At 57.4% G+C, this 26,942-nt stretch carries 24 protein-coding genes; 11 read left to right on the forward strand and 13 right to left on the reverse strand.

Annotated features, from left to right (window positions below):
• Window positions 1-205: 205 nt before the first annotated feature.
• The 6 genes from CPPEL_RS09245 to CPPEL_RS09270 all read left to right on the forward strand — a co-directional run bounded on the left by CPPEL_RS09245 (window position 206) and on the right by CPPEL_RS09270 (window position 7,026).
• Window positions 206-1,333 carry a TIGR03364 family FAD-dependent oxidoreductase gene (locus CPPEL_RS09245; protein WP_123960848.1) on the forward strand — a complete coding sequence of 376 codons (1,128 nt, stop codon included), beginning with the start codon at window positions 206-208 and terminating at the stop codon, window positions 1,331-1,333.
• A 253-nt stretch (window positions 1,334-1,586) separates the two neighbouring features.
• Window positions 1,587-2,540: a phosphate/phosphite/phosphonate ABC transporter substrate-binding protein gene (locus tag CPPEL_RS09250; RefSeq protein WP_123960849.1), complete on the forward strand. Its 954-nt coding sequence runs from the start codon at window positions 1,587-1,589 to the stop codon at window positions 2,538-2,540.
• Window positions 2,541-2,651: 111 nt separating this feature from the next.
• Entirely contained in the window at window positions 2,652-3,428 is a 777-nt protein-coding gene (phnC, locus tag CPPEL_RS09255; protein WP_425453824.1) for a phosphonate ABC transporter ATP-binding protein, read from the forward strand.
• Window positions 3,428-5,110 carry a PhnE/PtxC family ABC transporter permease gene (locus tag CPPEL_RS09260; protein WP_123960851.1) on the forward strand — a complete coding sequence of 561 codons (1,683 nt, stop codon included), beginning with the start codon at window positions 3,428-3,430 and terminating at the stop codon, window positions 5,108-5,110. Before phnC ends, CPPEL_RS09260 begins: the two co-directional genes overlap by 1 nt.
• A 53-nt stretch (window positions 5,111-5,163) precedes the next feature.
• Window positions 5,164-5,877 carry an HAD family hydrolase gene (locus CPPEL_RS09265; RefSeq protein WP_123960852.1) on the forward strand — a complete coding sequence of 238 codons (714 nt, stop codon included), beginning with the start codon at window positions 5,164-5,166 and terminating at the stop codon, window positions 5,875-5,877.
• A 48-nt stretch (window positions 5,878-5,925) separates the two neighbouring features.
• Complete coding sequence (locus tag CPPEL_RS09270; RefSeq protein ID WP_123960853.1) at window positions 5,926-7,026, forward strand: zinc-binding dehydrogenase; 1,101 nt, start codon at window positions 5,926-5,928, stop codon at window positions 7,024-7,026.
• A 66-nt stretch (window positions 7,027-7,092) separates the two neighbouring features.
• Here CPPEL_RS09270 and nagB read toward each other — a convergent pair whose 3' ends face one another.
• From nagB to CPPEL_RS11170, 6 genes are all read right to left on the reverse strand, one after another.
• A complete protein-coding gene (nagB, locus tag CPPEL_RS09275; protein ID WP_123960854.1) occupies window positions 7,093-7,872 on the reverse strand; it encodes a glucosamine-6-phosphate deaminase in 780 nt (259 codons plus the stop codon).
• A gap of 32 nt (window positions 7,873-7,904) precedes the next feature.
• Window positions 7,905-9,137, reverse strand: coding sequence for an N-acetylglucosamine-6-phosphate deacetylase (locus tag CPPEL_RS09280; RefSeq protein ID WP_123960855.1), 1,233 nt, complete (start codon window positions 9,135-9,137; stop codon window positions 7,905-7,907).
• Window positions 9,137-9,844, reverse strand: a complete 708-nt coding sequence (locus CPPEL_RS09285) for an N-acetylmannosamine-6-phosphate 2-epimerase (protein ID WP_123960857.1) — start codon at window positions 9,842-9,844, stop codon at window positions 9,137-9,139. Before CPPEL_RS09285 ends, CPPEL_RS09280 begins: the two co-directional genes overlap by 1 nt.
• 32 nt (window positions 9,845-9,876) lie before the next feature.
• Window positions 9,877-10,776: an ROK family protein gene (locus CPPEL_RS09290; RefSeq protein ID WP_123960858.1), complete on the reverse strand. Its 900-nt coding sequence runs from the start codon at window positions 10,774-10,776 to the stop codon at window positions 9,877-9,879.
• Window positions 10,777-10,834: 58 nt separating this feature from the next.
• On the reverse strand, window positions 10,835-11,674 hold the full coding sequence (locus CPPEL_RS09295) for a FadR/GntR family transcriptional regulator (protein WP_123960860.1): 840 nt from the start codon (window positions 11,672-11,674) through the stop codon (window positions 10,835-10,837).
• 375 nt (window positions 11,675-12,049) lie between these two features.
• Window positions 12,050-12,187 (reverse strand): hypothetical protein, encoded by a 138-nt coding sequence (locus CPPEL_RS11170; protein WP_164470411.1) that lies wholly within the window; start codon window positions 12,185-12,187, stop codon window positions 12,050-12,052.
• Here CPPEL_RS11170 and CPPEL_RS09300 point away from each other — a divergent pair.
• The 5 genes from CPPEL_RS09300 (at window position 12,173) to CPPEL_RS09320 (ending at window position 18,571) form a co-directional block, all read left to right on the forward strand.
• Window positions 12,173-13,810, forward strand: coding sequence for an ABC transporter substrate-binding protein (locus CPPEL_RS09300; protein WP_123960861.1), 1,638 nt, complete (start codon window positions 12,173-12,175; stop codon window positions 13,808-13,810). The genes CPPEL_RS11170 and CPPEL_RS09300 overlap by 15 nt on opposite strands.
• 69 nt (window positions 13,811-13,879) lie before the next feature.
• Entirely contained in the window at window positions 13,880-14,845 is a 966-nt protein-coding gene (locus CPPEL_RS09305; protein WP_123960863.1) for an ABC transporter permease, read from the forward strand.
• Window positions 14,845-16,836: a dipeptide/oligopeptide/nickel ABC transporter permease/ATP-binding protein gene (locus CPPEL_RS09310; protein WP_123960865.1), complete on the forward strand. Its 1,992-nt coding sequence runs from the start codon at window positions 14,845-14,847 to the stop codon at window positions 16,834-16,836. The genes CPPEL_RS09305 and CPPEL_RS09310 overlap by 1 nt, the downstream gene beginning before the upstream one ends.
• Entirely contained in the window at window positions 16,833-17,642 is an 810-nt protein-coding gene (locus CPPEL_RS09315; RefSeq protein WP_123960866.1) for an ABC transporter ATP-binding protein, read from the forward strand. The genes CPPEL_RS09310 and CPPEL_RS09315 overlap by 4 nt, the downstream gene beginning before the upstream one ends.
• 11 nt (window positions 17,643-17,653) lie before the next feature.
• Window positions 17,654-18,571, forward strand: coding sequence for a dihydrodipicolinate synthase family protein (locus CPPEL_RS09320; protein ID WP_123960868.1), 918 nt, complete (start codon window positions 17,654-17,656; stop codon window positions 18,569-18,571).
• 64 nt (window positions 18,572-18,635) lie between these two features.
• Here the strand turns inward: CPPEL_RS09320 and CPPEL_RS09325 are convergent, their stop codons facing one another.
• The 7 genes from CPPEL_RS09325 to pxpA form a co-directional block, all read right to left on the reverse strand.
• Window positions 18,636-19,310: a lipocalin family protein gene (locus CPPEL_RS09325; protein ID WP_123960869.1), complete on the reverse strand. Its 675-nt coding sequence runs from the start codon at window positions 19,308-19,310 to the stop codon at window positions 18,636-18,638.
• A gap of 152 nt (window positions 19,311-19,462) precedes the next feature.
• Window positions 19,463-21,511 carry a PTS sugar transporter subunit IIABC gene (locus CPPEL_RS09330; RefSeq protein WP_123960870.1) on the reverse strand — a complete coding sequence of 683 codons (2,049 nt, stop codon included), beginning with the start codon at window positions 21,509-21,511 and terminating at the stop codon, window positions 19,463-19,465.
• 26 nt (window positions 21,512-21,537) lie between these two features.
• Window positions 21,538-23,190: an alpha,alpha-phosphotrehalase gene (treC, locus tag CPPEL_RS09335; RefSeq protein WP_123960872.1), complete on the reverse strand. Its 1,653-nt coding sequence runs from the start codon at window positions 23,188-23,190 to the stop codon at window positions 21,538-21,540.
• A 326-nt stretch (window positions 23,191-23,516) separates the two neighbouring features.
• Window positions 23,517-24,137 (reverse strand): DUF4230 domain-containing protein, encoded by a 621-nt coding sequence (locus CPPEL_RS09340; RefSeq protein WP_123960873.1) that lies wholly within the window; start codon window positions 24,135-24,137, stop codon window positions 23,517-23,519.
• A gap of 99 nt (window positions 24,138-24,236) precedes the next feature.
• Window positions 24,237-25,199: a 5-oxoprolinase subunit C family protein gene (locus CPPEL_RS09345; protein WP_123960875.1), complete on the reverse strand. Its 963-nt coding sequence runs from the start codon at window positions 25,197-25,199 to the stop codon at window positions 24,237-24,239.
• Entirely contained in the window at window positions 25,189-26,115 is a 927-nt protein-coding gene (locus tag CPPEL_RS09350) for a 5-oxoprolinase subunit B family protein (RefSeq protein WP_123960877.1), read from the reverse strand. The genes CPPEL_RS09345 and CPPEL_RS09350 overlap by 11 nt, the downstream gene beginning before the upstream one ends.
• Window positions 26,112-26,942, reverse strand: a complete 831-nt coding sequence (gene pxpA / locus CPPEL_RS09355; RefSeq protein ID WP_342767993.1) for a 5-oxoprolinase subunit PxpA — start codon at window positions 26,940-26,942, stop codon at window positions 26,112-26,114. Before pxpA ends, CPPEL_RS09350 begins: the two co-directional genes overlap by 4 nt.

Here is a 26,942-nt window from a genome sequence, read left to right on the forward strand (position 1 = left end):
TGCTCATTGCGCCACGATGTAGTGATCAGAATACCCCACAAGTGGGCAGCGCCTCAGAGGGTTTTTGGGTGCCCCAGAGGCTGAAAATGCGCTTTTATCTGCATCAATGCCGCGATGTAGCCGTGAGGTAACCCAAGTGAATTCTAGCCAAACTTATATAGACAACTATGGATCTTGCCTGGCGGTGGCGAGCATAATAAAGGCCATGCACCAAAACCCCCAGCACCCAGCAAAGCCCTTCGACATCATCGTGGTCGGAGCGGGAATCATCGGCCTGGCCACGGCCTACCGAGCCTATAAACAAGGCCACAATGTGATGGTCATCGAAAGAAATAGCCGCCCTACTGGCGCCTCCATTCAAAACTTCGGCCACGCCTGCTTTACCGGCCAAGCCGATGAACTCCAGGCCATGGTGGCCAAATCCCGCGAAGGTTGGATCAGCGCAGCACAAGACGCGGGCTTTTGGGCAGCCCAACCAGGCACCCTGATCCCCGCTACAAGCGACGTGGAAATGAGTGTGCTTGAGCAGTTCGCCAACCATCGCGGCCAGGAGCAAGTCACGCTGCTTAGCCCCAGCGAGGTAGAACAACGCCTTGGCCACCAACGCCTCAAGCCGGTTGGCGGCGCCCTGTTGCCGCTGGACATGCGCGTGAATCCGCGCGAAGCAGCAGCAACGCTTGCCCAATGGCTTGAAGCCCAAGGCGTGACATTCCAGTGGAACACCACGCTGCGATCCACCGCCGATGGCGTGGTGGATACCAGCCGTGGCCAGTGGGAGGCGCAACGCGTCGTGCTTTGCCCTGGGGTGAACCTCTCCTATCTTTTGCCCGATCTTGCCCAGGCCGAAGGCGTGCGATCCTGCACCCTCAGCATGGCGCTAGTGGAACGCCCGGACCATATCGCCTCTGATTTTTGTATGCTCACCGGCACCTCTTTGGCGCGATACGACGGCTTTAGTGCCATGGCTTCGGTACCGGAGCTGCGCCAGGAGCTCCAGCAGCGCGAACCGGAACTGGTGGAGTGCATTGCAAATCTCATGGTCACTGCTATCCCCGAGGGTTTGCTCGTTGGCGATTCTCACGATTACCACGACAGCCCCACACCGTTTATTAGCGAGGAAACCGCCTCGCTGCTCCAAAGCAAGGCTGCGGCATACCTGGGCGTGGACAAGCTGCGCGTTAAGCAGCGCTGGCAAGGCGTGTATGCCGATTCACCTTCTACCAATCTGGTGGTGCATCGCCCGGACGCCAAGACCGTGGTGGCAGTGGTGGCCTCAGGCATCGGCATGACACTGTCTTTCGGGCTCGCAGAACACATCTTGGACCAGTTCTAGCAAGAAGTATCTACATCTTCGCACCGGCCCTCAGCCTTCTCTGACCGTAGAAAACTGTGATTAACAGCGCAATTCCTAGCCTAGAAGCTGAAGGCCGGATATCGCGGAGGTTAATAGAAGCTAGCCAAGATGAACTCTTGGTAATTGTATAGATATTTCCAGCGCGTTGGGTAAGAATCATCTCTGAAGGCGGGGAACACAGACCCCACACCCCTGCCAGCACCATCACAATCCTGAGAGGATATCCACCCCCATGACCACTCTTCTTCAGTCCACCAAACGCGCTACCACCGCCACCGTTGCAAGCATCGCTGCACTAGGCCTTTTCGCAGGGCTGAGCGCATGTAGCTCTGATGGTTCCGACTCAGAAAAGTCCGTCACCTTCGCCGCCGTCCCCGCCGAATCTTCCCAAACCCTTGAATCCACCTACTCCAACTTGGCCAAGCTGATTGAACAAGAAGCTGGCGTGAAGGTGAAGTTCCAAAACGCCGCCGATTACGCCGCCGTGATCGAAGGCCAGCGCGCAGGACAAATCGACATCGCATCCTATGGGCCTTTCTCCTATGTGATTGCCAAAGACTCCGGGGTGGATATCGAACCAGTTGCCGCACCCACCAATAACAAAGACGAAGCCCCCGCGTACCGCTCCGTGGCATACGTGAAAAAGGGCTCCGAGATCAAAGACCTCAAAGACGTCAAGGGCAAGAAGGTGTGCTTCGTCGATGCAGCCTCTACCTCCGGCTACCTCGTGCCCTCCGAAGGCCTGCTCAGCGAGGGCATCGACCCTAAAGACGACGTGGAACCAGTCATGGCAGGCGGGCACGATGCCTCCTTGCTCGGGCTTGATTCCGGCCAGTGCGATGTAGCCTTCGCCCACGATTCCATGCTTAAGACCTTGGAAAAGTCCGGCCAGATCAAACCTGACTCAGTACAAGATATTTGGACCTCTAACCCCATCCCGGAAGACCCGATCGTGCTCAACACCTCCACCCTTGACCCAGAGGTGGCAGACAAGATCCGAGACGCCATCCAGACCAAGGCGAATAAGCCGGAACTGGTCAAGGCGGGCATCTGCAGCTCTGAACAAGACTGCGTGCTGCCGGAGGAAATCGAGTACGGATACCTTCCCGTCACCGATGCCGATTACAACTCCATTCGAAAGATCTGCGAAGTAACCAAGGCAGATGCTTGCAAAAACGTTGGCTAGCTCCAAGGCCAGAACCTTCAACACCATCAGGAAAGAGTGAACTTCGTGGATCACCCCAAACCCATCACCACCGAGCTGCAACGTGAAATCGATCAGATCTATGCCATCCAGATGCAAAACGTGACCAAGGACTTTGGCACCGTGCGCGGCCTTGATGGTGTGACCTCAGGGCTGAAAAAGGGCGAAATTACCGTGCTGCTTGGCCTTTCCGGTTCCGGAAAATCGACGCTGCTTCGCCACCTCAACGGACTCCACCAACCCACCAAGGGCCATGTTCGAGTCCTTGGGCAGGATCTAGCCGAGTTGAACAAGAAGGAGCTTCGCACCCTTCGACGTGAAATTGGCATGGTCTTTCAAGACTTCAACCTGGTAGGGCCCATGTCGGTGCTAGAAAATGTGTGTGCTGGGCGTCTTGGCTCCCTGCGAGGGCCGCGGCTGACCCTCATGATGTATCCCAAGAGCCTGCGCAAAGAGGCATTAGAGCAGCTCGATCGCGTTGGGCTGGCAGATCGCGCCTTCCAGCGCGCCGATACTCTATCCGGTGGGCAGCGCCAGCGAGTCGCCATCGCCCGCTCGCTGCTGCAGCACCCAAAGATTTTGCTTGCCGACGAACCAGTGGCCTCATTGGATCCTGTGAGCTCACACCAGGTGATCGACCTGATTAAAAAGATCAGCCGCGAAGATAACCTCACTGTTGTGGCCTCTTTGCACCAGGTCCAGCTTGCCATCGACTTTGCCGACCGCATCATCGGTCTACGCAGCGGAAAGATCGTGCTCGACCGCGAGACCCGCGGCCTGGATGCCACCACCGCATCCTCGATCTACTCCGCAGTATCGGCCACAGAAGACAACACCCCACATTCCCCGGTAGCGACGGGAGCGCGCTAATGGCCCCCGTGCTAGAACAAACAAGGCCAATCCGGCCAAGTTCGCGCCCCACACTTGCACCACGCAATGTGATTGCCACCGGCGTGGTGCTCACCTTGGTCATCGCCGGGTTATGGTCCGTGCAGGATTTAGGCATCAACATTGCAGCGATTGCCCAATCGGCAGATAACGCCGTGGAATTTGTTGCCAGGATGTTCCCCCTGGACTTCCCTTCTGCCACAGAACTGCTTTCCATGGTGGCTGAAACACTGGCCATTGTCTTCCTAGCTACCAGCTTGTCGGTCGTGCTTTCTATCCCCGTGGTCGTTGCTGCGGCCCAGGCAACCTCACGCAATCGCATCTCGCGCGGAGCTGCAAGAACGCTGATCGTGCTGGCGCGTGCCATCCCCGATCTGGTGCTCGCGATCTTCTTTTTAAGAGTCTTTGGCTTAGGCGCTACCGCCGGCATCCTTGCCATGGCGCTGCACTCGGTGGGCATGGTGGGCAAGCTCTATGCCGATGCCATCGAGGACCTTCACGATGGCCCCAGGGAGGCAGCAGAGGTGGCAGGTGCGAGCCGCCGCCAACAAATCGTTGCCACCATCCCCCAAGCACTCCTGCCCCAAATCATCGCCACTGCGCTGCACCGATTCGATATCAACCTCCGCACCTCGGTGCTGCTGGGTTATGTGGGAGTCGGTGGTATCGGACTTGCGATCTCTGAATCTTTAAGAGTGTTGGATTACCAGCGTGGCATGGCACTAGCCCTAGTGGTGCTAGCACTGTGCATTATTACCGAGCTGATCTCTGGAACAATCCGCCAAGCACTGCTTGGCAATAGCTCGCAGGCAAAACGCCCAAGTACCTGGGTGGATCGTTTGTGGCAGCGCACTCGAAGCACAGAAGCCTCAAAAGATCTCCAGCGCATCAGCCCGCCGTGGAGCATCGACCGCCTACGTCGCTTCTTAGCTGCCGCGGTAATCCTGGTGATGCTCATTGCCTCGGTGGCCAAAGTGGATCTAAGCCCGCGTGCGCTGTGGGAAGGCCTCATCTCCTTGCCAGAAACCCTTGCCTTGTTCTTCCCACCAAGCGATGGCGGCATTGGCAGAAGTGTGTTTGAGCAACTATTGCTCACCCTTCAGATCTCGCTGGCTGCCACCGTGCTTGGCGCGATCGTTGCCTTGCCCATCGGCATCCTGGCTGCGCGCAACGTGGTATCGAACCGCGCCATCAGCGGATTCTTCCGCCTGATTATCGTCGGTGTCCGCGGCATCCCGGAACTCATCCTTGCCATCATCTTCGTGGTCGTCACCGGATTGGGTTCTGTGGCCGGCACGCTTGCGCTTGCACTCGGAGCAGTAGGGCTACTATCCAAGCTGATTGCCGATTCCTTAGAAGAAACGGATGTTCGCGTGCAAGAAGCTACCCGTGCCACAGGCGCTACGGAGGTACAGATTTTCTTCTCCACCACCTTGCGCCAGGCGCTGCCATCCTTCTTTGCCCACGTCTTCTACCTGCTGGATACCAATTTCCGCGCAGCCACACTCTTAGGTGTGATCGGCGCCGGCGGCATCTGCTTCCAGCTCCTCAACGCCGCGCGGGTGAATCAATTTGATGTTGTGACCTACATTGTGGGGCTCATACTCGTGGTAGTCCTGGCTATCGAAGCCCTAGCCATGTGGATGCGTAACGCTGTGCGCTAGAAAGCATCCACTGTTGCTGGACAAAGCTATGCATACTTGAAAGGAACGTTTTTATGTCTCAACCCACCCCGGTACAGCTTGCGGTATTCGACCTCGCAGGCACCACCATTGATGACCGCGACGAGGTCTACCGTGTGCTGCGCGAATCCGTAGAACGCGAAGGCGCTAGGTTCTCCGACGCCGAATTTCAGCAGTGGATGGGTACAGAAAAGCAGTGGGCCATTCGCAATTTGCTCACAATCGGCGGTGTGGAAGCCAGCGAAGACCTGGTTAAGGAGTGCTTCCAGTGGTTCCGCGAAGAACTAGGCCGGGTGTACCGCGAGGATCCTCCAACCCCGATGCCGGAGATTATCGAAGCCTTTGCCGAGCTTCGCTCCCGCGGCATCAAGGTCGGTTTGAGCACCGGTTTTTCCCGCGATATCACCGATATCATCCTCGATGCCCTCGGCTGGACCAGCGGAGATGCAAAAGACTGTGTGGTTGATGCAACCGTTGCTGGTGATGAGGTGGCTCAGGGCCGCCCCGCACCCGATATGATCCAGCAGATTATGCGTGATACAGGCGTTGAGCAGCCCGAGGCGGTGATTTCTCTTGGCGATACTGCGGTGGATATTCAGGCAGCCAAAGCCGCGAAAGTCCACTCCGCCGGGGTGCTTACAGGCCATCTAACTGCCGAGGATTTTTCCGCTGAGCAGGCAGAATTCATTTTGGATAAAGCCGCCGATGTTGTAGCGGTGGTCTCCGGTCCAGATTCCTTGAAGGCATAGGCGCTAAGGCGGCATCTTGCTTGTCGACGCCTCCCCTGCGCGCATCTTATGAAGCATCAACTCCTGCCAAAGGCCCTCGATTCCACAGCACTTGCGATGGTGTGGCGCGGCGGCACAAGCTTTGAGCCCACCGTAATGGAAGTACCTCAGCTTCTGCCTGGCGAAAGCCTGGTGCGGCTTTCTACCAGTACGATCTGCCAATCAGATCGGCACACCCTCAGCGGGCATCGCGATTCGCCGTGCCCTTCGGTGTTAGGCCACGAAGGGGTAGGCAGGATCGTTGCCAGCAATGAGGGAACAGATTGTAACGGCACGCCGCTGGCTGAAGGCGATCGCGTGGTGTGGTCGGTGATCGCTGCCTGCGGCCACTGCGATCGTTGCGAAAGTGGGCTCAAAGCAAAATGTCGCCACCTGCAGAAGGTGGGACACGAGCCCATCACATCCTCGTGGGCACTGTCTGGCACATACGCCAGCCACATGGTGCTTCGCCCTGGTCAAAGCGTCATCCGCATCGATGATCATCTGCCTGATCCCATCGCTGCCACCGCCGGCTGCGCCGCAGCAACGGTGATAGCGGCCTTTGATGCCGTAGGCTGCCACACACTCGGCAGCGCTGCGCTGGCCGGGAAACGGGTGCTGATCCAAGGCGTGGGCATGCTCGGGCTCTATGCAGTACAGGCAGCGCAACTGTTTGGCGCCAATGAGATCATCGCCGCAGATCCGAACCCCACTCGCCTTGGGTTGGCTCGTCGCTGGGGTGCAACCACACTGCCAGCAGTACATCGTGATGATCTGCGCGTAGATCTGGCGCTGGATTTTTCAGGGGCACCACAAGGAGTGGAGGCAGCCATCCAATCGCTGGGTATTGGCGCAACAGCAGTGCTGGTAGGAAGCGTGTTTCCATCACCTGCTACAGCCATAGACCCGCAGTGGCTGGTTCGCGGATGGCGCAGCATCCGTGGAGTGCACAATTACGAGCCACACCACTTAGGCCCTGCAGTTGAGCTTCTTAAGCACTGCGCAGCACAGCAATCCTGGGATGGGGTATTTGGCACCACAACCCCGCTGCGCCAGATAGCCACATGTTTTTCACAACAGCACCAAAGCAATACCCACCGCCCATTGCGCAGCATTATTGATTGCCAATAGGCGCTCCAAGGGCAACACACAAGCCCGCCTCACATGATGTGGGGCGGGCTTTGTTCGTCGACAAGCTTAAAAAGCCTGCCAGGTGGGCTTATTTTCCAAGGCGTAGTTGTAGTACTGGGTGTGCTTGAGCCCGGAGGCGGCAGCGGTATCCACAATCACCGTGACATGCTCATGCATCTGCAAAGCAGAAGCCGGGCACATGGCAGAGACCGGGCCTTCCACCATCGCCGCAATCGCCTCGGCTTTGTTCTCGCCGAAAGCCAAGAGCAGCAGGTGGCGGGCCTCGCCAATCGTGCCGATGCCCTGAGTCATCACATGGTGCGGCACCTTCGACTCATCATCATCGAAGAAGCGGGCGTTATCGCGCACGGTATCCGGGTGCAAGGTCTTAATGCGCGTGCGGCTTTGCAGCGAACTGGTGGGCTCATTAAAACCAATGTGGCCATCCGAACCAATGCCCAAAATCTGAATATCCACGCCACCGGCATCGCCGATAGAGCGATCATAGGCGCGCGCAGCCTCGCCGGGATGCTCGGCGGTGCCATCGGGGCTATGCACCTGCGCATCGTCGATATCAATGTGGGAAGTAAACTCCCGGCGAATCGTCTGATAATAGGTCTGCTCGTGGCTGCGGGGAAGCCCCACGTACTCATCAAGTAAGAAAGCCTGGCAATCCCTAAAGCTCAAATCCTGCTCCCGGTGGCGCCGAATCAACTCCTGATAGGTGCCAAGAGGCGTAGAGCCAGTGGCAAGACCAAGCGTTTTTCCTTCACGCACATAGCTTTCGACGATATCCGCCGCGATCTTAGCGGCCTCATCCTTATGCTGAACAATGACGATTTCCATAACCTATTGGCTCCTTTTTAAATTCCTACTGCCTACGATCCCTGCGCTTGAGCATCGGGCTGAAACAACTGGCCACGTTTCAACACCTGCTGCACCTCAAAGCCTGGAGTACACACCACAAGATCTGCAGGATTACCCACCTTCAACCCGGTGGGCACACCCAAAAGCTCATGGCCGGTAGTAGCGGCGCGCACCACCGACTCCAAGCTGTGCCCTGACTTCACCTGCCTGCGAACCTGATCGATGATCCGCGAAGTGCCACCTGCAATGGCACCAGGAGCGCCATCTTCGGTGCGCAAACGCGCCACACCATCACGAACCTGCACCTCAAGGGCACCCAGCATGTAATCACCATCGGCCTTACCTGCTGCACCCATGGCATCAGAAACAAATGTGATGTGATCAGGCCCAAGCGATGCCATGAGCATCGCAACCGCGTCATCACTTAAATGCACACCATCGGCGATCAACTCCACCGAAGCAACACCGCGGCCTGCAGCCTCAATCAATGCCGCAGCAACACCCGGATTACGGTGATGCAGCGGAGGCATCGCATTAAAAAGGTGCGTGGCAGTAATGGTGGCGCCGGCCTGATGTGCGTAATTGATCGCTTGAGCCGCCCGACTGAAATCAGCATCCGAGTGGCCGAAAGAAACAATCACATTGTGCTCAACGCAGGCATCGATCAATGCCTCTACATTTGCCGTTTCCGGCGCCAAGGTAACCGAACGCAAATAGCCCTTTGCGGCCTTGATCATCTTGGCAAAAAGCTCAGGATCGCCGTCAATGATGGCGTCAGGATCTTGGGCACCACAGCGACACGCATTCACAAAAGGCCCCTCTGCGTGGATACCTGCAATCAGCCCCTCCTGGGCGAGCTCTGCAAGTTGGGCAAGCTGCGGTAAAAGCACCGGCTCACGCATCGACACGGTGGAGGCCAATAGCGTGGTGGTGCCATGCGCTAAGTGATGGCGCGCAGCCTTGGCGCACCCTTGTTGATCCGAAGTTGGGAAAGACTCCCCCGCACCGCCGTGGTTATGCACATCGGCAAAGCCGGGGAGGATCAGGAGATCATCGGCGGGTTGGGGTGTTTGGGGCTGGTCGGGCTGGTCGGGCTGGGTTGCTTGGGGTTGGGCTGCTTGGGGTTGGGGCGAGATTTCGGCGATGCGGCCATCACGAACAGTGATCTCGCCTTGCACCAGGCCATCAGGGCACAGAATTTTACCGCTAAGCCTTAACGCCCCATCGCGTTCATAACCTTGCATTATGCACCTGCCTGCGCTGCGAACTGCTGGGTAATCCAAGCGGTATCGGTAATCGCGGTACCAACGATGATGGCATCGGCACCGGCTTTCCTCCCTTGCGCTACTTGCTCGGGGGTGTGGAAGCGCCCCTCGCCAATAAGGAACACCGATTGGCCTGGGCATTCACGTGCCAGCAGCGCGCGGATTTCGCGGATCAGCTCAAGATCTGGGCCGGTGGTCTTTTCGCGGTGCTCGGTATAACCGGCAAGCGTGGTGGAGATCAGGTCTGCGCCTGCCTGGTGGGCTGCGAGTGCTTCATCGGCGGTGGCGATATCGGCCATAGCCAAAACACCACACTCGTGCGCCGCTGCTACCTGTTGGGCGAAGGTGGAGCCATCTGGCCTTGGACGTTGGGTGGCGTCGATAGCGACCACGTCTGCCCCCGCCTTTGCCACGGCCTGGACGCTTTTGACACTAGGGGTGATATACACCCCGGTGTCGCCTTCTTTGCTCAGCCCGATCACGGGCACCGACACCGCTTCGCGCACCGCTTGGATATCAGCCACACCGCCATAGCCGCCGCATCGAATGGCGGTGGCTCCACCTGCTTCGGCTGCCTTGGCCAACATGGCAATCGTGGGGGTGTGGCGAAGCACGTGGCCATCAGGTGCTTGGGCAGAAACGATGAGTGAATCGCGAACTTGTTCAAAGAATGCTTCGGCGTTCATGCTGATTCCTTAAAAGATAGAAGCGGTGGTTCTTAAAAGTTTTTCGTGCTCATGCTGCGAGCACCCAGGGCTGCAGCGCCAATGATGGGGGCGTCGGTGCCGAGTTGGGCTTGGTGCACAGCGATGGTGTTGCTGGGGGCAATGCCGCCACTTCTTATTCCCCGAGTAAAAGGGTCAAGGATGGGCGCACCAATATTGCCGACTCCCCCGCCGAGCACCAAGACTTCAACGTCGATGGCTGCAACAAAGCCGCTGATTGCCTCGCCGAGGGCAAAAAGGTGGGTATCAATTACCTCATAGGCCAAGGCATCGCCGCGGTGGTAGCGGCGCATGACTTCGCGTAGATCTAGGCCTTGTTCGCCTGCGGCTTGCTCGTAGGCGAGCGTGAGTCCAGGGCCTGCGGCAAAAGATTCGATGGTGGCTGCTTGACCATTGGGCAGCCTGCCAAATAGGCACCGGAGTTCTCCTGCGGTGTGGTGGGGAGAGTCTAAGAGGTGTCCATTTCTCACAATGGCGCCTCCCACCCCGGTGCCGAGGCTGAGAAACAGCGCGCTTTGATAGCCGCGGCCTGCGCCATAGAGTGCCTCGCCAAGACCCATCACTCGCACGTCGTTGTGAATGGCAATGGCAGTGTTCGGGAAGGCTGCTGCCACAGCGCAGCGGATATCGGTTCCTGCCCAGGTGGGCATGGTTGGCCCGGCAGAAATCACTTTGCCGCTGTGAGGGTCTACCACCCCTGGGGCGCCAATGCCGATGCTGCCGATGGGCTCGTCGTGGGCGTTGATCAACTCAGCGATGCACTCGACTACTTGCTCAATTACCTGCTCTTTTGGGGTGGGAGCCTGTACTCGGCGCAGGATGGTGGTGGGTTGTTCAGCGACGATGCCTCCGGCGATTTTTGTTCCGCCGATATCGATTCCGATGGAATGCATGAACCTTCCTTGGGGTGTGCAGCGCTCGGTGGCTTGAGAGGGCACCGAGCGCGAGAGACTAGCCGCGTGCCTGGGCGCGTTTCTTTTCAATTACTCGACGCAGCGGCCCATAGTGCTCGGTGATCAGTTCCCGGTACCGTGCTGGATCCCCAGCTTCAAGGGCATCGAGAATCTTGGCGTGGGCTTTGACGGTATCTTCCACATCTTCTGGGTCGCTTAAGCCAAGCACGGGTACGACCCGGGTGTGAATCTCCCAAAATGCCAGGCTCATCTCACGCATGAGGGGATTAGAGAGGTGGTTGGTGAGCTCTTCGTGGAACTCGAAATCTTCGCGCGCAAAAGACTCGCCTTCTGCAAAGCGCTGCGCCATGGCTTGGACGATGCCGCGCAGTTTTTCCATGGGCTTGCCCTGGTAGTAGCGCGCAAGTTCTTCGGCGTTGGCCATATCCAGGGCAACGCGCATATCCACAACGTGCGAAAGGTTTTCTAGCGCCAGTTCCTCGTTGAGCGTAAGCCTCAACACCATGCCGTTGACCAGCGGGGCAAGCGACATGTTGCCCACATAGGATCCGTGGCCGTGTCGGGTTTCCACCACATCCAGGCTGGCTAAGGTTCGCATCGCCTCGCGCACCGAGGATCGAGAGACGCCGAGCATATCGCACAGCGCTGCCTCTGAAGGCAATACATCACCAGGGGTGAGGTTTTGATCGCGGATGAGATCTTCGATGGCAATCACCGTGGGGTTGCGCGAGGGCAAGGTGGTGCCAACATAGCCTTCTACGCGGCCTTGGCCCTGTATCTGGCCGTGGCCTTGTGCTGCCGTTTTGGATGCATGAGTACGCGCCTGCGGCGATCGGCCTTGCACGCTGTGATCCTCTCGCGGTGCATTCTGAGGCATCTTTACTCCTTGAAAGCTGCGCTTTTGTGTCACCCTCAGCAGTGTTGGCTCAGCCGGTACGTCAAGACCTTCCCATGTCTAGGCCCAACGTTCCAGCCCAACGTCCCAAGCCAAGGTCCCAGCTTGACGCCGGGGCTTGTTGGGTGGCCTCGCCACTCAGACACCTGGCACCTGGCACCAATTGACCTGACGCCTGGGGTTGTACCAGGTGCAATCTCAGGGTCTGCCACGCACCTTGACGCTTGAGCATCACTACTGCAAGACGGCATTTTCTTTGGTTTTTCTACTCACAATCTTAACATAAGCCCTTTTACTTGTCAGACGTCTGATGTATCCTGAGAATCACGAAGATCACATCAGGGCTCACGATGTGTTCTAGCTGACTTTTGCTCTCGGCACTGCACCGCCAACGTCGTCAAGCAAGGCCTCGTCGTCAAGCAAGGCCACGTCGTCAAGCAAGGCGAAGGCACACAGTGCGAAAGCGTTGAAAGGATCGTCATGGAATTTTTCCAAGGTCGCCAGTACCAGCGTCGCCAGTACTCACGGCGAGACTTTTTCAAACTCTCCGCCACCATCGCCTCCTCCGCAGCCCTGGCCGGAGCGCTCGGAGCCTGCGCCCCGAAGGATCGAGTCACCCTCGGCAACCTCCCCACCGCCAGCCCCGAAGAGATCAAACGCGACGGCACCATCGACGCAGCCATCTCCTATGAGCTCGGCACCAATGGCTACGACCCGATGACCACCACCTCTGCCTTAACCATCGCAGCCAACTGGCACACCCTTGAAGGCCTCACAGAAATCGACCCGGCCAGCGGCGAAGTATATGCAGCACTAGCAAGCGAGATCCCTCAAGGTTCCAGCACCAATGTCAAGGTGGATCTACGCCAAGGTGCTCGCTTCCACAACGGCCAGGCAGTTACCGCCGAAGACGTGGCCTACTCCTTCGAGCGCGTACTGAACCCAGATAATAAGTCGCTCTATGCAAGCTTCATCCCCTTTATCGAGTCGGTCACTCCGGCCGGGCCACAGTCGGTCAATATCCAATTAAGCAAGGCCGTGAATCTTTTGCCCGAGCGTCTCTCGGTGGTCAAGATCGTGCCCAAGAACCTTGTAGAGGCCGATGCGGAAGCCTTCGACGCCAACCCTGTTGGCACCGGTCCGTACAAGATGACTGATAACGGCGGCACCTCTAAGGCCGTGCGCTTCGAGCGCAACGATGATTACAACGGTTCGCGCCCGGCACTAGCCAAGCACATGGTCTGGCAAGTCATCCCCGATGCCTCGACTCGTTCTAATGCCATCCAATCAGAGTCGGTTCAAGCCATCGACTCGGTGCCCTATCTTTCAATTACCCAGCTCAAAGCCACCAGCAAGGTGGAATCTGTGCAGGGCTTTGGTTTGTTGTTTGCCATGTTTAACAACGATCCTTCTAACCCCTTCCACGACCTGCGCAATAGGCAGGCATTCCTCTACGCCATTGACATGGACAAGGTGATCGAGGTGGCGATGTTGGATCAGGCCAGCAAGCCCACCTGCTTCCTGCAGAAGGATCACCCCAACTATCATCGCGCCTCCACCGTGTATGACCACGATGAAGATCGCGCACGAAAGCTCTTCCAAGACAGCGGATTGCGTTCTTTAAGGATGTTGTGCACCGACCACGATTGGGTGAAAAAGTGCACCCCGCTGATTGCCCAGTCGCTTAAAGCAGCCGGCGTGGAGGTGGATTTTATAGAGAAGAAGTCTTCGGACGTCTATAACACCATCGACGGCAAACCCGATGCCTACGACGTGGTCATCGCCCCAGGTGATCCCAGCGTATTTGGCAACGACCCCGATCTGCTCATGCGTTGGTGGTACTCCGGTGATACCTGGACCGAATCGCGTATGCACTGGAAAGGCCAGCCCTCCTATACCAAAATGCAGCAGCTCCTCGATAGCGCCCTATATACCCAAGACGCAAAAGAGCAGCAGCAACGCTGGAATCAGTGCTTTGATTTGCTTAGCGACGAAGTGCCGCTTTACCCCTTGTTCCACCGCAAGACCCCTACGGCTTGGAACCCCGGCACGCTTGTGAACTTTGAGCCGATTTCGCTCACCGGCCTGCGATTCCTGGATGTGGGCTCTACGCAGTAACGAGCACCAGCGCAGCCACCACTGCCCTAGCACCCCAAGCTTGCACCCTCAACTTTCGGGAGAACCACTATGTCCAACCTCCTTCGCCTCATAGGAAGAAGGCTCCTCGCGCTACCCGTGATGATCCTGGGCGTGACATTCCTCGTCTTTTTCATCATGTCGTTTAGCCCAGCCGACCCGGCGCGCCTCGCCCTCGGCGAAGCCGCCTCCATGGATGCCCTCGAGGAATACCGAGAAACGCACGGCCTCAACGATCCCCTCTTAGTGCGCTACGGCCGCTTTCTGGTAGATATGCTCCACGGCGATCTCGGCACCACCACCGGCAACACCCCAGTGACCGAAGTAATTGCCAAGGCCTTCCCCATCACCTTGCAGCTCACCTTCCTTGGCTTGATCATCGCCGCGGTATTATCGCTGGTCTTCGGCGTTATCGCCGCGTTGTATCGCGATCGTTGGCCAGATCAGGTCATCCGCGTTGTCTCCATCGCTGCACTGGCTACCCCCTCCTTCTGGTTGGCGATCTTGCTCATCCAGTGGGTTGGCACGGTGCCTGGTGGTTGGGGCTTTTTCCCGGCGCTGATTACCAAGTGGGTGCCGTTTAGCCAGGATCCAGCTACCTATACCAACAACATGTTCCTCCCCGCTTTCGCCCTGGCTGTGCCGGTTGCTGGTTCTTTAACCCGCGTGGTGCGCACGGCCATGGTGGAGGAATTGGATAAGGATTATGTACGCACCGCCATCGGTTCGGGCGTGCCCAAGGTGGAGGTTATCTCCAGAAACGTCCTTCGCAATGCACTGATCACACCGATCACGGTGTTGGGTTTGCGCGTGGGCTACCTCATGGGTGGCGCGGTGATCATTGAGATCATCTTCAATATTCAGGCGATGGGCCAGCTCATTCTCGACGGCGTTACTCGCAATGACGTCTTCCTTGTTCAAGGCGTAACGCTCACCGTGGCCATTGCTTTTATCGTTATTAACATCATCGTGGACATGCTCTACGTCCTCGTCAATCCGCGCATCAGGAGCATCTAATGCGACGTTCATTGACCACTAACCTCGAACAACGCGCCGGCCAGCGCTTCAGCGGCCTCCGCAACCTGCCGCGCGCCTCAAAAATTGCACTCGGGTTTTTAATTGCCATCGCGCTGCTAGCGATCTTCGCCCCGCTCATTGCGCAATTTAGCCCGCTCGAATCCACCAAGCCGGTGCAATCGCCTTCTGCTACTCACTGGTTTGGCACCGACGCCATCGGGCGCGATATTTTCGCCCGCGTTGCCTACGGTGCTCGTTCCTCGTTGATCATCGGCTTGCTCGCTACCGGCGTGGCGCTTTTGGCGGCAGCGGTCCTCGGTTCCATTGCTGCTACTGGCGGCAAGGCAGTATCCGAGGTGCTCATGCGAGCACTGGACATCATCATGAGCTTCCCCGGCATCGCCTTGGCAGCGGTATTTGTGGCAGTGTTTGGCAACTCGCTGCCGGTACTGGTGCTGGCCATCGGCTTTTTGTACGTCCCGCAGCTTTCCCGTGTGGTTCGCGCCAATATCCTGGCGGAATTCGGCGAGGATTATGTCTCCGCCGCCAAGGTCATGGGTGCTCGAGTTCCTCATATCTTGATCAAGCATGTTGCCCGTAATACTGTGGCGCCAATTGCGGTGTTTGCCACGGTGCTCGTGGCAGATGCCATCGTGTTCGAGGCTTCGCTGTCCTTTATTAACGCAGGCGTGAAGCCGCCGAATCCTTCCTGGGGCAATATCCTGGCAGACGGCAAGCAGCTCTTGCTTTCTGGTGCTTGGTGGCCAACCTTCTTCCCTGGTCTGATGATCCTGCTGACGGTGCTGGCGCTGAATATTCTTTCCGAAGGCCTTACCGACGCAATGGCCTCGCCCACCATCAAGCGCACCGCAGCCACCACCGATGGCGAGCAGGTTGCCACCAAGAACACCCTTGGCCAAGTCTCCGAAGATGAGGCCCGGGCATCGCTGAATAATTCCTTGGAAAAGCTGCGCAATGCAGAGCTTGCCGACGACCGCCGCTTGCATTACACCCGCAATGAAGCACCGATCCTACAGGTCAAAGACCTCAGCATCGCATTCCCCGATGCCCACGGTGACGTCAATATTGTCGATCGCGTCAGCTTTGATGTAGCGCCAGGCCAAACCATGGGTTTGGTGGGCGAATCGGGCTGCGGTAAGTCTTTGATCTCGATGGCGATCATGGGCCTTTTGCCCCAAAACGCCCGCATCGAAGGCGAGATCCTATTCGACGGCAAGAACCTCTTGGAGCTTTCCGCCGAGCAGCGCAATCAACTGCGGGGCCACGATATGGCCATGATTTACCAGGATGCTTTGAGCTCGCTCAACCCATCGATGCTGATTAAGTCGCAGCTCAACCAGCTTATTCGACGCGGCGGTAAGCGCAGCGCAGAAGAGCTCCTCGAGCTCGTCGGCCTCGATCCGAAGCGCACGCTCAAGAGCTACCCGCACGAGCTTTCTGGTGGCCAACGCCAGCGCGTGCTCATCGCCATGGCACTCACCCGCAATCCTCGTTTGCTCATTGCCGATGAACCCACCACCGCACTCGATGTGACGGTGCAGCACCAAGTGGTTGATCTGCTCAATGAGCTGCGCGAGCAGCTTGGCTTCTCCATGATCTTTGTCAGCCACGATCTGGCACTGGTGGCAAAGCTCGCCCACAAGATCACCGTGATGTACGCAGGCCAGGTTGTAGAACAAGGCAAAACCCGAGATGTGTTGGCAAACCCCCAACACGAATACACCCGCGGTTTGCTCGGTGCTGTGCTTTCTATTGAGTCCGGTGCCAAGCGGCTGTATCAAGTTCCCGGTACTGTTCCAAGCCCTCGGGAATTTGTTCAAGGAGATCGCTTTGCTCCTCGCTCGCAGTTCCACAACATTGGCGTCGACGAGCGCCCAACCCTCAGGCCGGTGGATACAGAAGCTGAGCACACCTTCGCTGCCACCGATGCTTTACTTGCCGCCCGCGGTTCGGAAGGAGTTACCCAATGAGCCAGCCCAAGACCCGTACCCAAAAACCACCAACCATTGAGCTCAAAAACGTCAATGTGGTGCACAAGACGCGTACCGGCAAGCTCTTTCGCCCCGATACGGTGCACGCCAATAAAGACATCAACTTCGTGGCACGCCGCGGCGAAGTAGTCGGGATCGTTGGCGAATCTGGTTGCGGAAAATCAACCCTGGCAAGGGTGATGGTGGGGCTGCAAAAGCCCACCAGCGGCGAGGTTCTGTTTCGCGGAGCTCCACTGAATCACCGCGGCGCGCAGCGCAAAGAACTGGGGCGTGCTGTGTCGATGGTGTTCCAAGATCCCGCCACCGCCTTGAACCCCAGAATGAGCGTGAAAGAACAGCTCATTGATCCGCTCAAAGTGCATGGCATTGATAATGAGGCCTCAAGGCTCAAGCGTGTTCGCACGCTGCTGGATCTGGTGGGTCTGCCCCAATCCGCACTCGATGTGATGCCTCGGCAGATCTCTGGCGGGCAACGCCAGCGCGTGGCCATTGCCCGTGCGCTTGCACTGGAACCGGATCTGATTATTGCCGATGAACCTACCTCCGCCCTCGATGTGTCTGTGCGCGCCCAAGTGCTCAATCTGCTCACTGATCTGCGCAAGGAATTAGGCCTTGGCCTGGTGTTTATTTCCCACGACATCAACACCGTGCGCTACGTATCTGATCGCATGTGCGTGATGCTCGCCGGGGAGATCATCGAGGAACAACCCACCGAAGACCTCTTTGCCAAGCCCAAGCAGGAATACACCGCCACCCTGCTGGCCGCTACCCCCTCATTGCTCTGAAAGGAAGAAACATGAACATCAACAAAGGCATCATCCCTCCGCTGCTGACTCCCCTCCACGCCGATCGAAGCATCGACTTCGCTTCTCTGGAGCGCTTGGTAGACAAACTCATCACCGCTGGAGTCGACGGCATTTTTGCCCTCGGTTCTTCCGGCGAGGTTGCCTTTTTAAGCGATGAAGACCGCGGCGCAGTGCTTCGCGCCGTTGTAGAACACGTAGCAGGCCGCGTGCCCGTGTATGCCGGCGTGATTGATATGCAGGTCAATCGCGTGCTCCAGCATGTGCGCCAAGCAGAACAGGCCGGAGTCGATGCCGTAGTAGCTACCGCCCCCTTCTATGCCATTAGCGGACCAATGGAGGTAGAAGCCCACTTCCGCGCCATTGCCGAGGCCACCTCCCTGCCAGTGCTGGCCTATGACATTCCCGTGTGCGTCCACACCAAACTCATCCCAGAAATGCTGGTGCAGCTCGGCCGCGAAGGTGTGCTCGCAGGTGTGAAGGATTCTTCCGGTGACGACGTATCCTTCCGCCGCTTGGTAGCACTCAACCGCGCCGCAGGCTCGCCCTTGGTGTTGCTCACCGGGCACGAGGCCGTGGTTGATGGGGCATTTCTTGCCGGCGCCGATGGTTGCGTGCCAGGACTAGGCAATGTGGATCCCGACGGCTATGTGCGCATGTGGAAAGCCGCTCAAGAAAGCCAGTGGGATACGGTGCGCCGTGAACAAGATCGCCTGGCAGCGCTGTTCGAGATCGTATTCCAGCCCATTGCCAAGGTAGGCCCGGCAGCCGGGGTGGGGTCATTCAAGACGGCACTGGAGCTGATGGGCGTATTCGAGTCCAACTTGATGTCTGCCCCGTTGGCACCGATCGACGATGCCCCCTCCCGCGAGGCCATCGCCAGCATCTTGAAAGCCGCCGATTTGCTTTAGCTTTTCGACGGCACCGCCCCAATGCCGTGTGCTTTCACGCCAGGCATTGGGGTTTTGGCTTAGCTCAAAGGGTGCACACTGGCTTGATATCTTCCATGCCTCCGCGGGCAGGCACAGTAAGGAAGGTGCATGGCCACCAGCCGCGCTGATCGAGGGTGCGTTGCACAAGCCTCCACTGCTCGGCTGGAAGATCCGGGGTGCGAGACAGCACAAAGCCCGAAAGCCGGTCGGGATCGCCAACGATGGCCAGTGAGTAATCATCTGCGAGGTACGTGACCCTGTAATTTACTGGCCCTTCTGGATTTTGGAAGGGGATGTTGGGGAAGTTCACGCGGAGCGAGGCCTTGCTGCGCACTGTCGCGGTGCCCTCGATGCTGGAGGTTGCTCCCCAAGGGGTAACGCAAGCGTTCTTTACTGAAAGCTCACCCGGTGCGATGCGCTCATATGTGGCGGTGGTATCCCTCAAGCACTGCAAGGTATAAGGCTGTGGCACGGCAGCTACTTGGTACCAGGTGCCGGCAAAGCGTTCCAGATCAACGGCGCTTGCAGTCTCCACTAAGGCATTGTCTGAGCTCAAGCCCCGGGGAAGAAGTTGGGTTGAGCTGCCTGCGAGCCTTCCTCCCTGCAAAAGATCCTGCGCGGGTTCAGACTCTGTGGCCTGGGCGGGGCTGATCATAGAGCAGCACAGCGCGATGCTAGCTGCAATCGGTGCGATACGGGCAAATAGTGGTGTGGCCATGGTGGCAGGAGTCTTTCTATGAGGTGTATGTGGCACATGGGGTAGTTGAGTACTGATTCTGCCAGAGTGTGAGGTGCTTGCGCGGCGTTAGCTAGAAGGAGAAAACAAAAGCGCCCCGCAAGGGGCGCTTGAGTGTTGCTGTGTAGGCTGCGCTACTTGGCCACGGGTTCTCGGTTTCCTAGGCGAACCTTCTTCACCTCGCGCGCCTGCTCTACATCTGAATCCTTGAATCCGAAGAGGTAGGTCAGCGTGAAGGAAACGACCAGTGCCACAGCAGAGGCGATGAGGAAGCCCCAGAAGCTGAAGTCCAGGCCATCGGGGTTAACAAAGGAAGTAAAGCCGATGAGCGAGCCGGTAAAGCCCCACATGTTCACGTTGAACAGGCCGGTGAGCAAACCGCCGGCGGCACCACCGATGGAGGCCATGATGAAGGTGCGGCCATATTTCAGGTTCAGACCGTACATGGCGGGCTCGGTAACACCGCAGAAGGCGGAGATAGTGGCAGGACCTGCCAGGCCTTTGATCTTTTGGATCTTGGACTTGACCAGGATTGCCAGTGCCGCACCACCTTGAGCAACCATGGTGGCGGAGATGATGGCGTTGAGGTAGGAGTGGCCGGTGTTGGCGATGTCTTGTGCCACCAGCGGAATCACGGCCCAGTGCAGACCGAAGATCACCAGCACCTGATAGAAACCACCGATGAACAAACCTGAGATGGTTGGCGAGAGGCTGTAGAGCCACTGGATAGCGTTGGCAATACCACCGGAGATGAGCATCACCACGGGGCCAAGTACCAAGAGGATGGCCAGCGAAACAATCACTACCTCAAGCAGCGGCACGAAAATCATGCGCACGGTGTTGGGCACAATCTTCTTCAACCACGGTTCCACCTTGGAAGCCACCCAGGCGGCCACGATGATCGGGAAGATCGAGTAGGAGTAGCTGGCAATGTTGATGGGCAGGCCGAAGAAATCGCCGTTGAGCGGCACAGAAAGGAAGTCGCGGGAGGCTTCTTGGCCGGAGAGATCCACAATGGATGGGTGGGTAAGCACACCACCGATGATGGCCACGATAATCGGATCGGCACCTAGGCGTTTCGCAGCGGTAAAGCCGACGAAAATCGGCAGGAAGTAGAACACCGAGTCGCTCATGGCGTTGATGATCTGGAAGGTATTGGAATCCTGCGTCGTCACATTGAATGTGGTGAGCAGCGAAAGAATACCCTTGATAATGCCGGATGCGGCAAGCAAGCCGATGATCGGAATCATCGAACCGGTAATCACGCCGATCAAAGAGCTAAAGCCCTGCTTGACCCAACCGATAGCAGAGTCGGGCCGTGGCTTTTGTTCTACTGCTTCTTGCTCGCCTGCAGCTTTGTCCTCGCCAAGCTGCTTGACGATGGCATCGTAGACATCTTCAACATCCGGGCCAATCACGACCTGGTACTGTCCACCGGCCTTGACCACGTCGATCACGCCGTCGAGATCTGCAACGGCAGCGTCGTTGGCCTTGGATTCATCGTGGAGATAGAAACGCTCACGGGTGATGCAGTGCGTCACCGACTTGACGTTTTCCTTGCCGCCGATGAGGTTCAGGATGTCCCACGCCAGGGCATCAAAACCGCTGAGTTCTGCGGGGCGCTGCTGTGCTACTGCTTTGCCGGAATCCTGCTTATCGGCCGTGGCAGCACCTGCGGCACCTGCACCAGCAGCGGCGGCGGCTGGCTTGGCCGACCGAAGCGTGACCTCTACGGCAACCTCGCCTGCTTGCACCTGGTGTTCTTCTACCTCGATGGCTTCCAACTTCTTCTTAGAGTTGGTCACCGCGACGATGATGGTGGTGTTCTTGCCGGCATCCTCGATGGCCTTGGTGTCCATGGTGCCAAAGACTTCGCCGGCTTCTACCTGTGCACCGCGCTCAACGTTGAGCTTAAAGGGCTTGCCTTCAAGCTCCACGGTGTCGATACCCAGGTGTACGAGAAGGTCGAGGCCTTCTTCGGTACGAATGCCGATGGCGTGGCCGGTTTTTGCCACCATGGTGATTTTGCCGGCCACGGGGGTACGCATCTCACCCGATGCTGGGTTGGCTACACCAAATCCATCGCCTACGCCTTGAGAGGCAAAGACTTTATCGGGTACTTGGCCGATCGGGATGATGGTGCCACTTGCTGGGCTCAGCAGCCGCACGGAGTGTTCGCTCATGAGGAATCTTTCTTCTTCGGAGGGGACTACTTGAGTAATGCGATGGTTTCATAAGCCCGCAGCGTCATCGTCGCCGCCGGCTTGGGGTCTTGGTAGTTGTGCACGAGCACCGTTGCATCGAGCATCGCTTCTGGCACCTGCACCGAGGCTGGCTCGCCGGTGAGGTTTGCTAGCACCAGCAGGCGTTGCTGCTCATATTCACGCCAATAGGCAAACACCTGCTCGTGTTCGAGCGCATAGGGTGCGTAGCTACCTTCGGCAATGATCGGCATGGTGTGTCGCAACTCGATCAGGCGTTGATAAAACGGCAGGATCTCGCCGCTTGCCTGCTCGGCTTCAACGTTGATCTCTTCTTGGCGGGTGGGCTCAAGCCAGGGTTGCACGCTGCTAAAGCCTGCGTACTTGCTGCTATCCCACTGCATGGGTGTGCGGGAGTTGTCGCGGGCTTTGGCATGCACGATCTCAAATGCGCCTTGCTCGCTGTGTCCTGCCTGCAGTAGGGCGTGATAGGCGTTGCGGGCTTCTACATCTACATATTGTTCGATGCTGGTGTAGCGCGGGTCGGTCATGCCGATTTCTTCGCCCTGGTACACAAAGGGTGTGCCGCGCAAAAGGTGAATTACTGCGGCGAGCATGGTGGCGGTGTGCACGCGCCCTTGGCCTGCATCCCCGAAGCGGTCGATGGCGCGGGGCTGGTCGTGGTTGTTCCAAAACAGTGCATTCCAGCCGCCGCCTTCTTGCATGCCCAGTGCCCACTCGTTGAGGATCTTTTTTAGCGCCACGATATCTGCGGGAACCTTGGACCATTTCTGGCCTTGGTCATAATCCACTTTGAGGTGGTGGAAGTTAAACACCATGTTCAGTTCGTGGTTTTCGGGCTTGGAGTACGCGATGCAGCGTTCGATGCTGGTAGAAGACATCTCGCCTACTGTCACGGCATCGGGGTCTTGACCAAAGCTTCGGCGGTTGAGCTCTTGAAGGAAGCGATCTACATGCACGCCATCGGTGTACATCACGCGGTCATCCACACCGGCTGGTGCTGATTCCAGTTCGGGTTCTTTGCCGATGAGGTTGATCACGTCGAAGCGGAATCCTCGCACGCCTTTTTCGCGCCAAAAGTTCACAATATTGGCGGCTTCTTCTCGCACCTTGGGGTTGTGCCAGTTGAGGTCTGCTTGGGTGGGGTCGAAAAGGTGCAGATAGTATTTGCCGGTATCGCCGAAGGGTGCCCAGGCAGGCCCGCCGAATTTGGATACCCAGTTGGTGGGTAGTTCGCCTTCTGGGGCTTCGCGGATGATGTAGCAGTCTTGGTATTCCTGCTCACCTGCGAGTGCTCGCTGGAACCATTCGTGTTCGGTGGAGGTGTGGTTGAGCACCATATCGAACATCACGCCGATGTTGTGTTCTGCAAGGGCCTGGATGAGTTCTTCAACGTCTTCCATGGTGCCCATGGCTGGGTCTACTTCGTAGTAGTTGGCAATGTCGTAGCCATTGTCGCGCCCTGGTGAGACAAAGAAGGGGTTAAACCACACCATGTCGATGCCAAGCGAGGCGATATAGGGCACCTTTTCAATCACACCGCGTAAGTCACCTACCCCGTCCCCGTTGGAATCATAGAAGGACTTTGGGTAGATCTGGTAGATCACCTTATCGCGAAAGCTCCTGGTCAAGGCGCTCATCTCCTAGCGTTGCTCCCTCTGTGCTGCCCAGGGGCAGTCCTGGGCAGGAGGCGAAGTTGGTTTTGTTCCGATAAGCCTAGCATTGGGTCACATCCACAACCCGGCGCGAGTTGGGTCACATAAACCTATCGGGGTAGCAATCCCACAAGCAACAACATTGTGCATTGGTGAATAGCGTTCAAGAGCAGGGGTAAATGGGTGGGGTGTGCGAGTGCTTTTCTTCTCCAGCGTGAAATCCCCCTCTTTCCCAAGAACACCGCCACCCATGCACTGTTGCTTGAACATAAAAGAAACCGAGCGGATGTTCACATCACGCTCGGCTGGGGCTATTTGGTTTCTACCTTCACGGCATAGTCTTGCTTATCTGAGCCCTCGATAAAGGCCTCTGTTTGGCTTTTCATCAGCGTTTTTACTCGCTGCGATGCTCGATCTAGCAGGTGTTCTTTCTTGGCCTTTTTCTCGGCTTCTTTTTCCTGGGTATCGAGGAATTCGGTGAGGTCATCCACCTTGAGCTGGTTTAAGGGGTTAAAGCTTTGGTCATATACCACCACCGAGGAGGGTTCGATCTCGCTGGAAAGAATTTGCACCTTCGGCGCTTTGACGGTGATGGTGCGCTCGGCATCGTTGATATCTACATCGACCTTGTCAAAGTTTTTCAGGCCGGCTTTTACCACGCCGTCGTAGGCAACAAGGAAGTTCTTGCCGGTCAGCGGGATGCGAATACCCAATGCTTTGAGGCCGTCTTCTTCAAAGCGCCCCACATTGGAATAGGTGTATTGCTCTACAGCTAATTCCGAAATATCTTCTAGCTGCCCGCCGATTCCCGTGGAGGTGATGGTGCGGTTAGGGTCGCCGATGATTCCAGCTTTGTTAAGCCCAATAAAACCGGCGACCGCCACCACGGCCCCAATGATGAGTGCAACGGCAATTTTTGCAGCATTTTTCATTGCTATCCCTTTCAAGAGGAAGTATAAACATTCAGCAATATATCATTGCTTGTCGACGTTCCCCTGCCCAGCAGCAGCAATGTTGCAAAAAAGTTACCTTTAGGGGTGGAACATATCTACCAATTCCCTGGCTTGCTTGCGCAATGCAAGGGCGGTATCCATATCCACCTCCACAAAGCGAGTCTTAGTACCTGCCGCAGCCCTGGCCACCACATCCATGTCACTACTAATTACGGTGCCCACCATGGCGTAGCCGCCACCGGATACCGCATCACGGTGCAAAAGAATGGGCTGGGTGCCACCAGGAATTTGGATTGAGCCCACCGCATAGCCTGCATCCACAATGTTGGAAGGGTCGCTGCCTGCACCAAATTTCGGCTCGCGTTCAGCCCACATCACACCGGGGCCTTCATATCGCAAGCCCATGCGGTCGGCGGTGGGGGTCAGCGTCCATTCCGATTCCACGAGGTTACGCCACCCCTCCTCGGTGAGGTAGTGATCATAGAGGCCTCGAAGAATACGAACCTCTTGCTCCTTGGAAAAGGTCGGGCGCAATTTTTCTGCCAGGTACATCAGCTTTGGCAGATCCTTTTGGGGCGCGCCAATGGGAATCACATCGCCTGACTCTAACCTGCGGCCATTAATACCACCTAAGCGGCCAAGCACATAGGTAGAACGAGAGCCCAGCACCTCTGGCACATCGATGCCACCGCGAAACGCTAGATAAAAGCGGATGCCTTCTGCTAAATCGCCAAAGCTAATCTCATCATCGGGGCGTAGGTGCAGGCGGTGCCACATTGGCTGCGTGCGCCCATTTACCTTCACCTCTACCGGAGCACCGGTGACGGCCAACTCCGTGTAATCATCTACCACGAGGGTGGGTCCTGTGTAGGTACATTCCAGCACGGCGGAATCGCGGTGATTACCCACGAGCGCATTGGCAATTTGTGCGGAAAGTTGATCAGCGGATCCTGATTGAGGGATGCCCAGGTGGTAGTAGCCGGTTCGACCCTGGTCTTGCACAGTGGTGCTCAAGCCGGGTTCAAGCACATTAATCTGCATATAACTCTCCAATCAGACGCTCATTGAGCTTGTGGCGATCCGCCAGGGCCTCACTGATATCGAAGCTGACGTCTTTCATGCGGTAGTTGTAATTACCGGCGTCTACGTCCTGCTGGATTTGGCGATACTCCGCTTCTTCTACAGGCCTGAACTTCACAATGTCGCCGGGGCGGAACAAGATCATGAAATCTTCAAAGTCTGGCAATTGCTGTTCTGGGTCATAAATGGGCGCAGCAGCAATACCGAACATCTGATACCCGCCTGCTCCTCGCACGGAATAGATGCAGGCAAAGCAGCCGCCGTGGCCAACCGTCAGCGCGGGAGTATCGGTGCGCGGGCTTAAGTACTTCGGCACTTCTAGCTGCTCTTCGCGATCGACAAGCTGGAACATAAACGGCAACCCGGCCACAAAGCCAACCATGGTCACAAGCCAAGGAGACTCATGGTGGGCGCGGATAAAGGCCTCGGCATTTTCAAGGTCATTGATGGCAGCGGCATAGTCGAGGTCCGTGCCGGAGGGGTCTTGGTGGTAGCCCTCGCGAAAGCGCGCTACAACCTCAGAGGTATAGGGATCGGAGTACCATACCGGCACCTCGATAATGCGGGTGTGTACCCGCCCGCCTTCATCGGCTGCCTCGCGCTCAAATTCCCGGATTCGCTTTTCCAACTCAAAGGGGTGCATGACCTCGGGATCGATCCGAAGCAGCAAGGATGCATTGGCGGGGCAGATATCAATCACGCCCGCTAATTGCCCGGATGCTCTGGCTTCGGCCACCTTCCTGGCAATGGCGGTCACGCGGAAATTGGCCGCCAGCGACATCTCATCGCTGACTTCCACAAAGACGAATTCATCGCCACCGAAGGTGATGCGAGCCTCGCCCAAAGATTCCATGGTGATGTTGTGTGGATCGCTCATGCGCGTTCCTTCCCATAAGCATCGAGTACCTCGCGGCAGCGCTGCGCGATCTGCACGGAGTGCCCGCCATCTGAGTGAATACACACGCTGCTAAAACGAACGGGCACGGCGGTGCCATCCTCGGCAGCAATAGTGGACTGCTCAAGGGCTTGGTTTAGACGCTGCGCCACCTGCTCTGGAGTTTTTTCTTCCGGTTGCGGGCGGATTAGCAGGTTACCTTCATTGTCATAGTCCAGATCGACGTAGAGCTCTGGCACAAAGCCCACCCCTTCGGCTTCACACACCTGCTCATGAGCGGTGCCGGCAAGGCCAAAGAAGGGAACCTCAAAGGTCTTGCACACTGCGGCGGCTGCCTCCATGAGCTTGGCATCGCGGGCGAGCATGCCGTAGAGCGCGCCGTGGGGCTTGATGTGGTTCAGCGGCAGATCGGCGGCATCTAAAAAGGCCTTGAGCGCACCGGTTTGATAGGTGATTAAACGGCGCACATCAGCCGGGTCAAGGTTCATGGCACGGCGTCCAAAGCCGGCAAGGTCAGGCAGACCGGGGTGCGCGCCCACCGCTACTGCGTGCTCTTTGGCCAAGTGCACGGTACGTTCCATTTCCGCCGGGTCACCAGCGTGGAAGCCGCAGGCGACATTGGCTACGTCGATAAGCTGCATCAAAGCAGCGTCATTGCCGAAGCTGTGGCGGCCGATCCCCTCACCCAAGTCAGCATTTAGCGTTAACAACTCGCGTTCACCTCTTCTGTGATGGTCGCAGCAACTTAGTTGCGCAGTGTCTAGTACCACATATTTTGTATGGCGCCCGCCCACCGGAGCCATATACAT

Source organism: Corynebacterium pseudopelargi, assembly GCF_003814005.1.
In the GTDB taxonomy this organism is placed as follows: Bacteria; Actinomycetota; Actinomycetes; order Mycobacteriales; family Mycobacteriaceae; genus Corynebacterium; species Corynebacterium pseudopelargi.

What these genes read in the sequence shown, in the direction of transcription:
- CPPEL_RS09320 (WP_123960868.1), top strand. Translation starts at nt 17,654, where the DNA reads ATGAACATCAACAAAGGCATCATCCCTCCGCTGCTGACTCCCCTCCAC.
- CPPEL_RS09345 (WP_123960875.1), bottom strand. Translation starts at nt 25,199, where the DNA reads ATGCAGATTAATGTGCTTGAACCCGGCTTGAGCACCACTGTGCAAGAC.
- treC (WP_123960872.1), bottom strand. Translation starts at nt 23,190, where the DNA reads ATGAGCGCCTTGACCAGGAGCTTTCGCGATAAGGTGATCTACCAGATC.
- CPPEL_RS09300 (WP_123960861.1), top strand. Translation starts at nt 12,173, where the DNA reads ATGGAATTTTTCCAAGGTCGCCAGTACCAGCGTCGCCAGTACTCACGG.
- CPPEL_RS09280 (WP_123960855.1), bottom strand. Translation starts at nt 9,137, where the DNA reads ATGCAAGGTTATGAACGCGATGGGGCGTTAAGGCTTAGCGGTAAAATT.
- CPPEL_RS09250 (WP_123960849.1), top strand. Translation starts at nt 1,587, where the DNA reads ATGACCACTCTTCTTCAGTCCACCAAACGCGCTACCACCGCCACCGTT.
- CPPEL_RS09270 (WP_123960853.1), top strand. Translation starts at nt 5,926, where the DNA reads ATGAAGCATCAACTCCTGCCAAAGGCCCTCGATTCCACAGCACTTGCG.
- CPPEL_RS09260 (WP_123960851.1), top strand. Translation starts at nt 3,428, where the DNA reads ATGGCCCCCGTGCTAGAACAAACAAGGCCAATCCGGCCAAGTTCGCGC.
- CPPEL_RS09245 (WP_123960848.1), top strand. Translation starts at nt 206, where the DNA reads ATGCACCAAAACCCCCAGCACCCAGCAAAGCCCTTCGACATCATCGTG.
- CPPEL_RS09305 (WP_123960863.1), top strand. Translation starts at nt 13,880, where the DNA reads ATGTCCAACCTCCTTCGCCTCATAGGAAGAAGGCTCCTCGCGCTACCC.
- CPPEL_RS09295 (WP_123960860.1), bottom strand. Translation starts at nt 11,674, where the DNA reads ATGCCTCAGAATGCACCGCGAGAGGATCACAGCGTGCAAGGCCGATCG.
- CPPEL_RS09285 (WP_123960857.1), bottom strand. Translation starts at nt 9,844, where the DNA reads ATGAACGCCGAAGCATTCTTTGAACAAGTTCGCGATTCACTCATCGTT.
- nagB (WP_123960854.1), bottom strand. Translation starts at nt 7,872, where the DNA reads ATGGAAATCGTCATTGTTCAGCATAAGGATGAGGCCGCTAAGATCGCG.
- CPPEL_RS09330 (WP_123960870.1), bottom strand. Translation starts at nt 21,511, where the DNA reads ATGAGCGAACACTCCGTGCGGCTGCTGAGCCCAGCAAGTGGCACCATC.
- CPPEL_RS09290 (WP_123960858.1), bottom strand. Translation starts at nt 10,776, where the DNA reads ATGCATTCCATCGGAATCGATATCGGCGGAACAAAAATCGCCGGAGGC.
- CPPEL_RS09315 (WP_123960866.1), top strand. Translation starts at nt 16,833, where the DNA reads ATGAGCCAGCCCAAGACCCGTACCCAAAAACCACCAACCATTGAGCTC.
- CPPEL_RS09310 (WP_123960865.1), top strand. Translation starts at nt 14,845, where the DNA reads ATGCGACGTTCATTGACCACTAACCTCGAACAACGCGCCGGCCAGCGC.
- pxpA (WP_342767993.1), bottom strand. Translation starts at nt 26,942, where the DNA reads ATGTATATGGCTCCGGTGGGCGGGCGCCATACAAAATATGTGGTACTA.
- CPPEL_RS09350 (WP_123960877.1), bottom strand. Translation starts at nt 26,115, where the DNA reads ATGAGCGATCCACACAACATCACCATGGAATCTTTGGGCGAGGCTCGC.
- CPPEL_RS09340 (WP_123960873.1), bottom strand. Translation starts at nt 24,137, where the DNA reads ATGAAAAATGCTGCAAAAATTGCCGTTGCACTCATCATTGGGGCCGTG.
- CPPEL_RS09325 (WP_123960869.1), bottom strand. Translation starts at nt 19,310, where the DNA reads ATGGCCACACCACTATTTGCCCGTATCGCACCGATTGCAGCTAGCATC.
- phnC (WP_425453824.1), top strand. Translation starts at nt 2,652, where the DNA reads ATGCAAAACGTGACCAAGGACTTTGGCACCGTGCGCGGCCTTGATGGT.
- CPPEL_RS09265 (WP_123960852.1), top strand. Translation starts at nt 5,164, where the DNA reads ATGTCTCAACCCACCCCGGTACAGCTTGCGGTATTCGACCTCGCAGGC.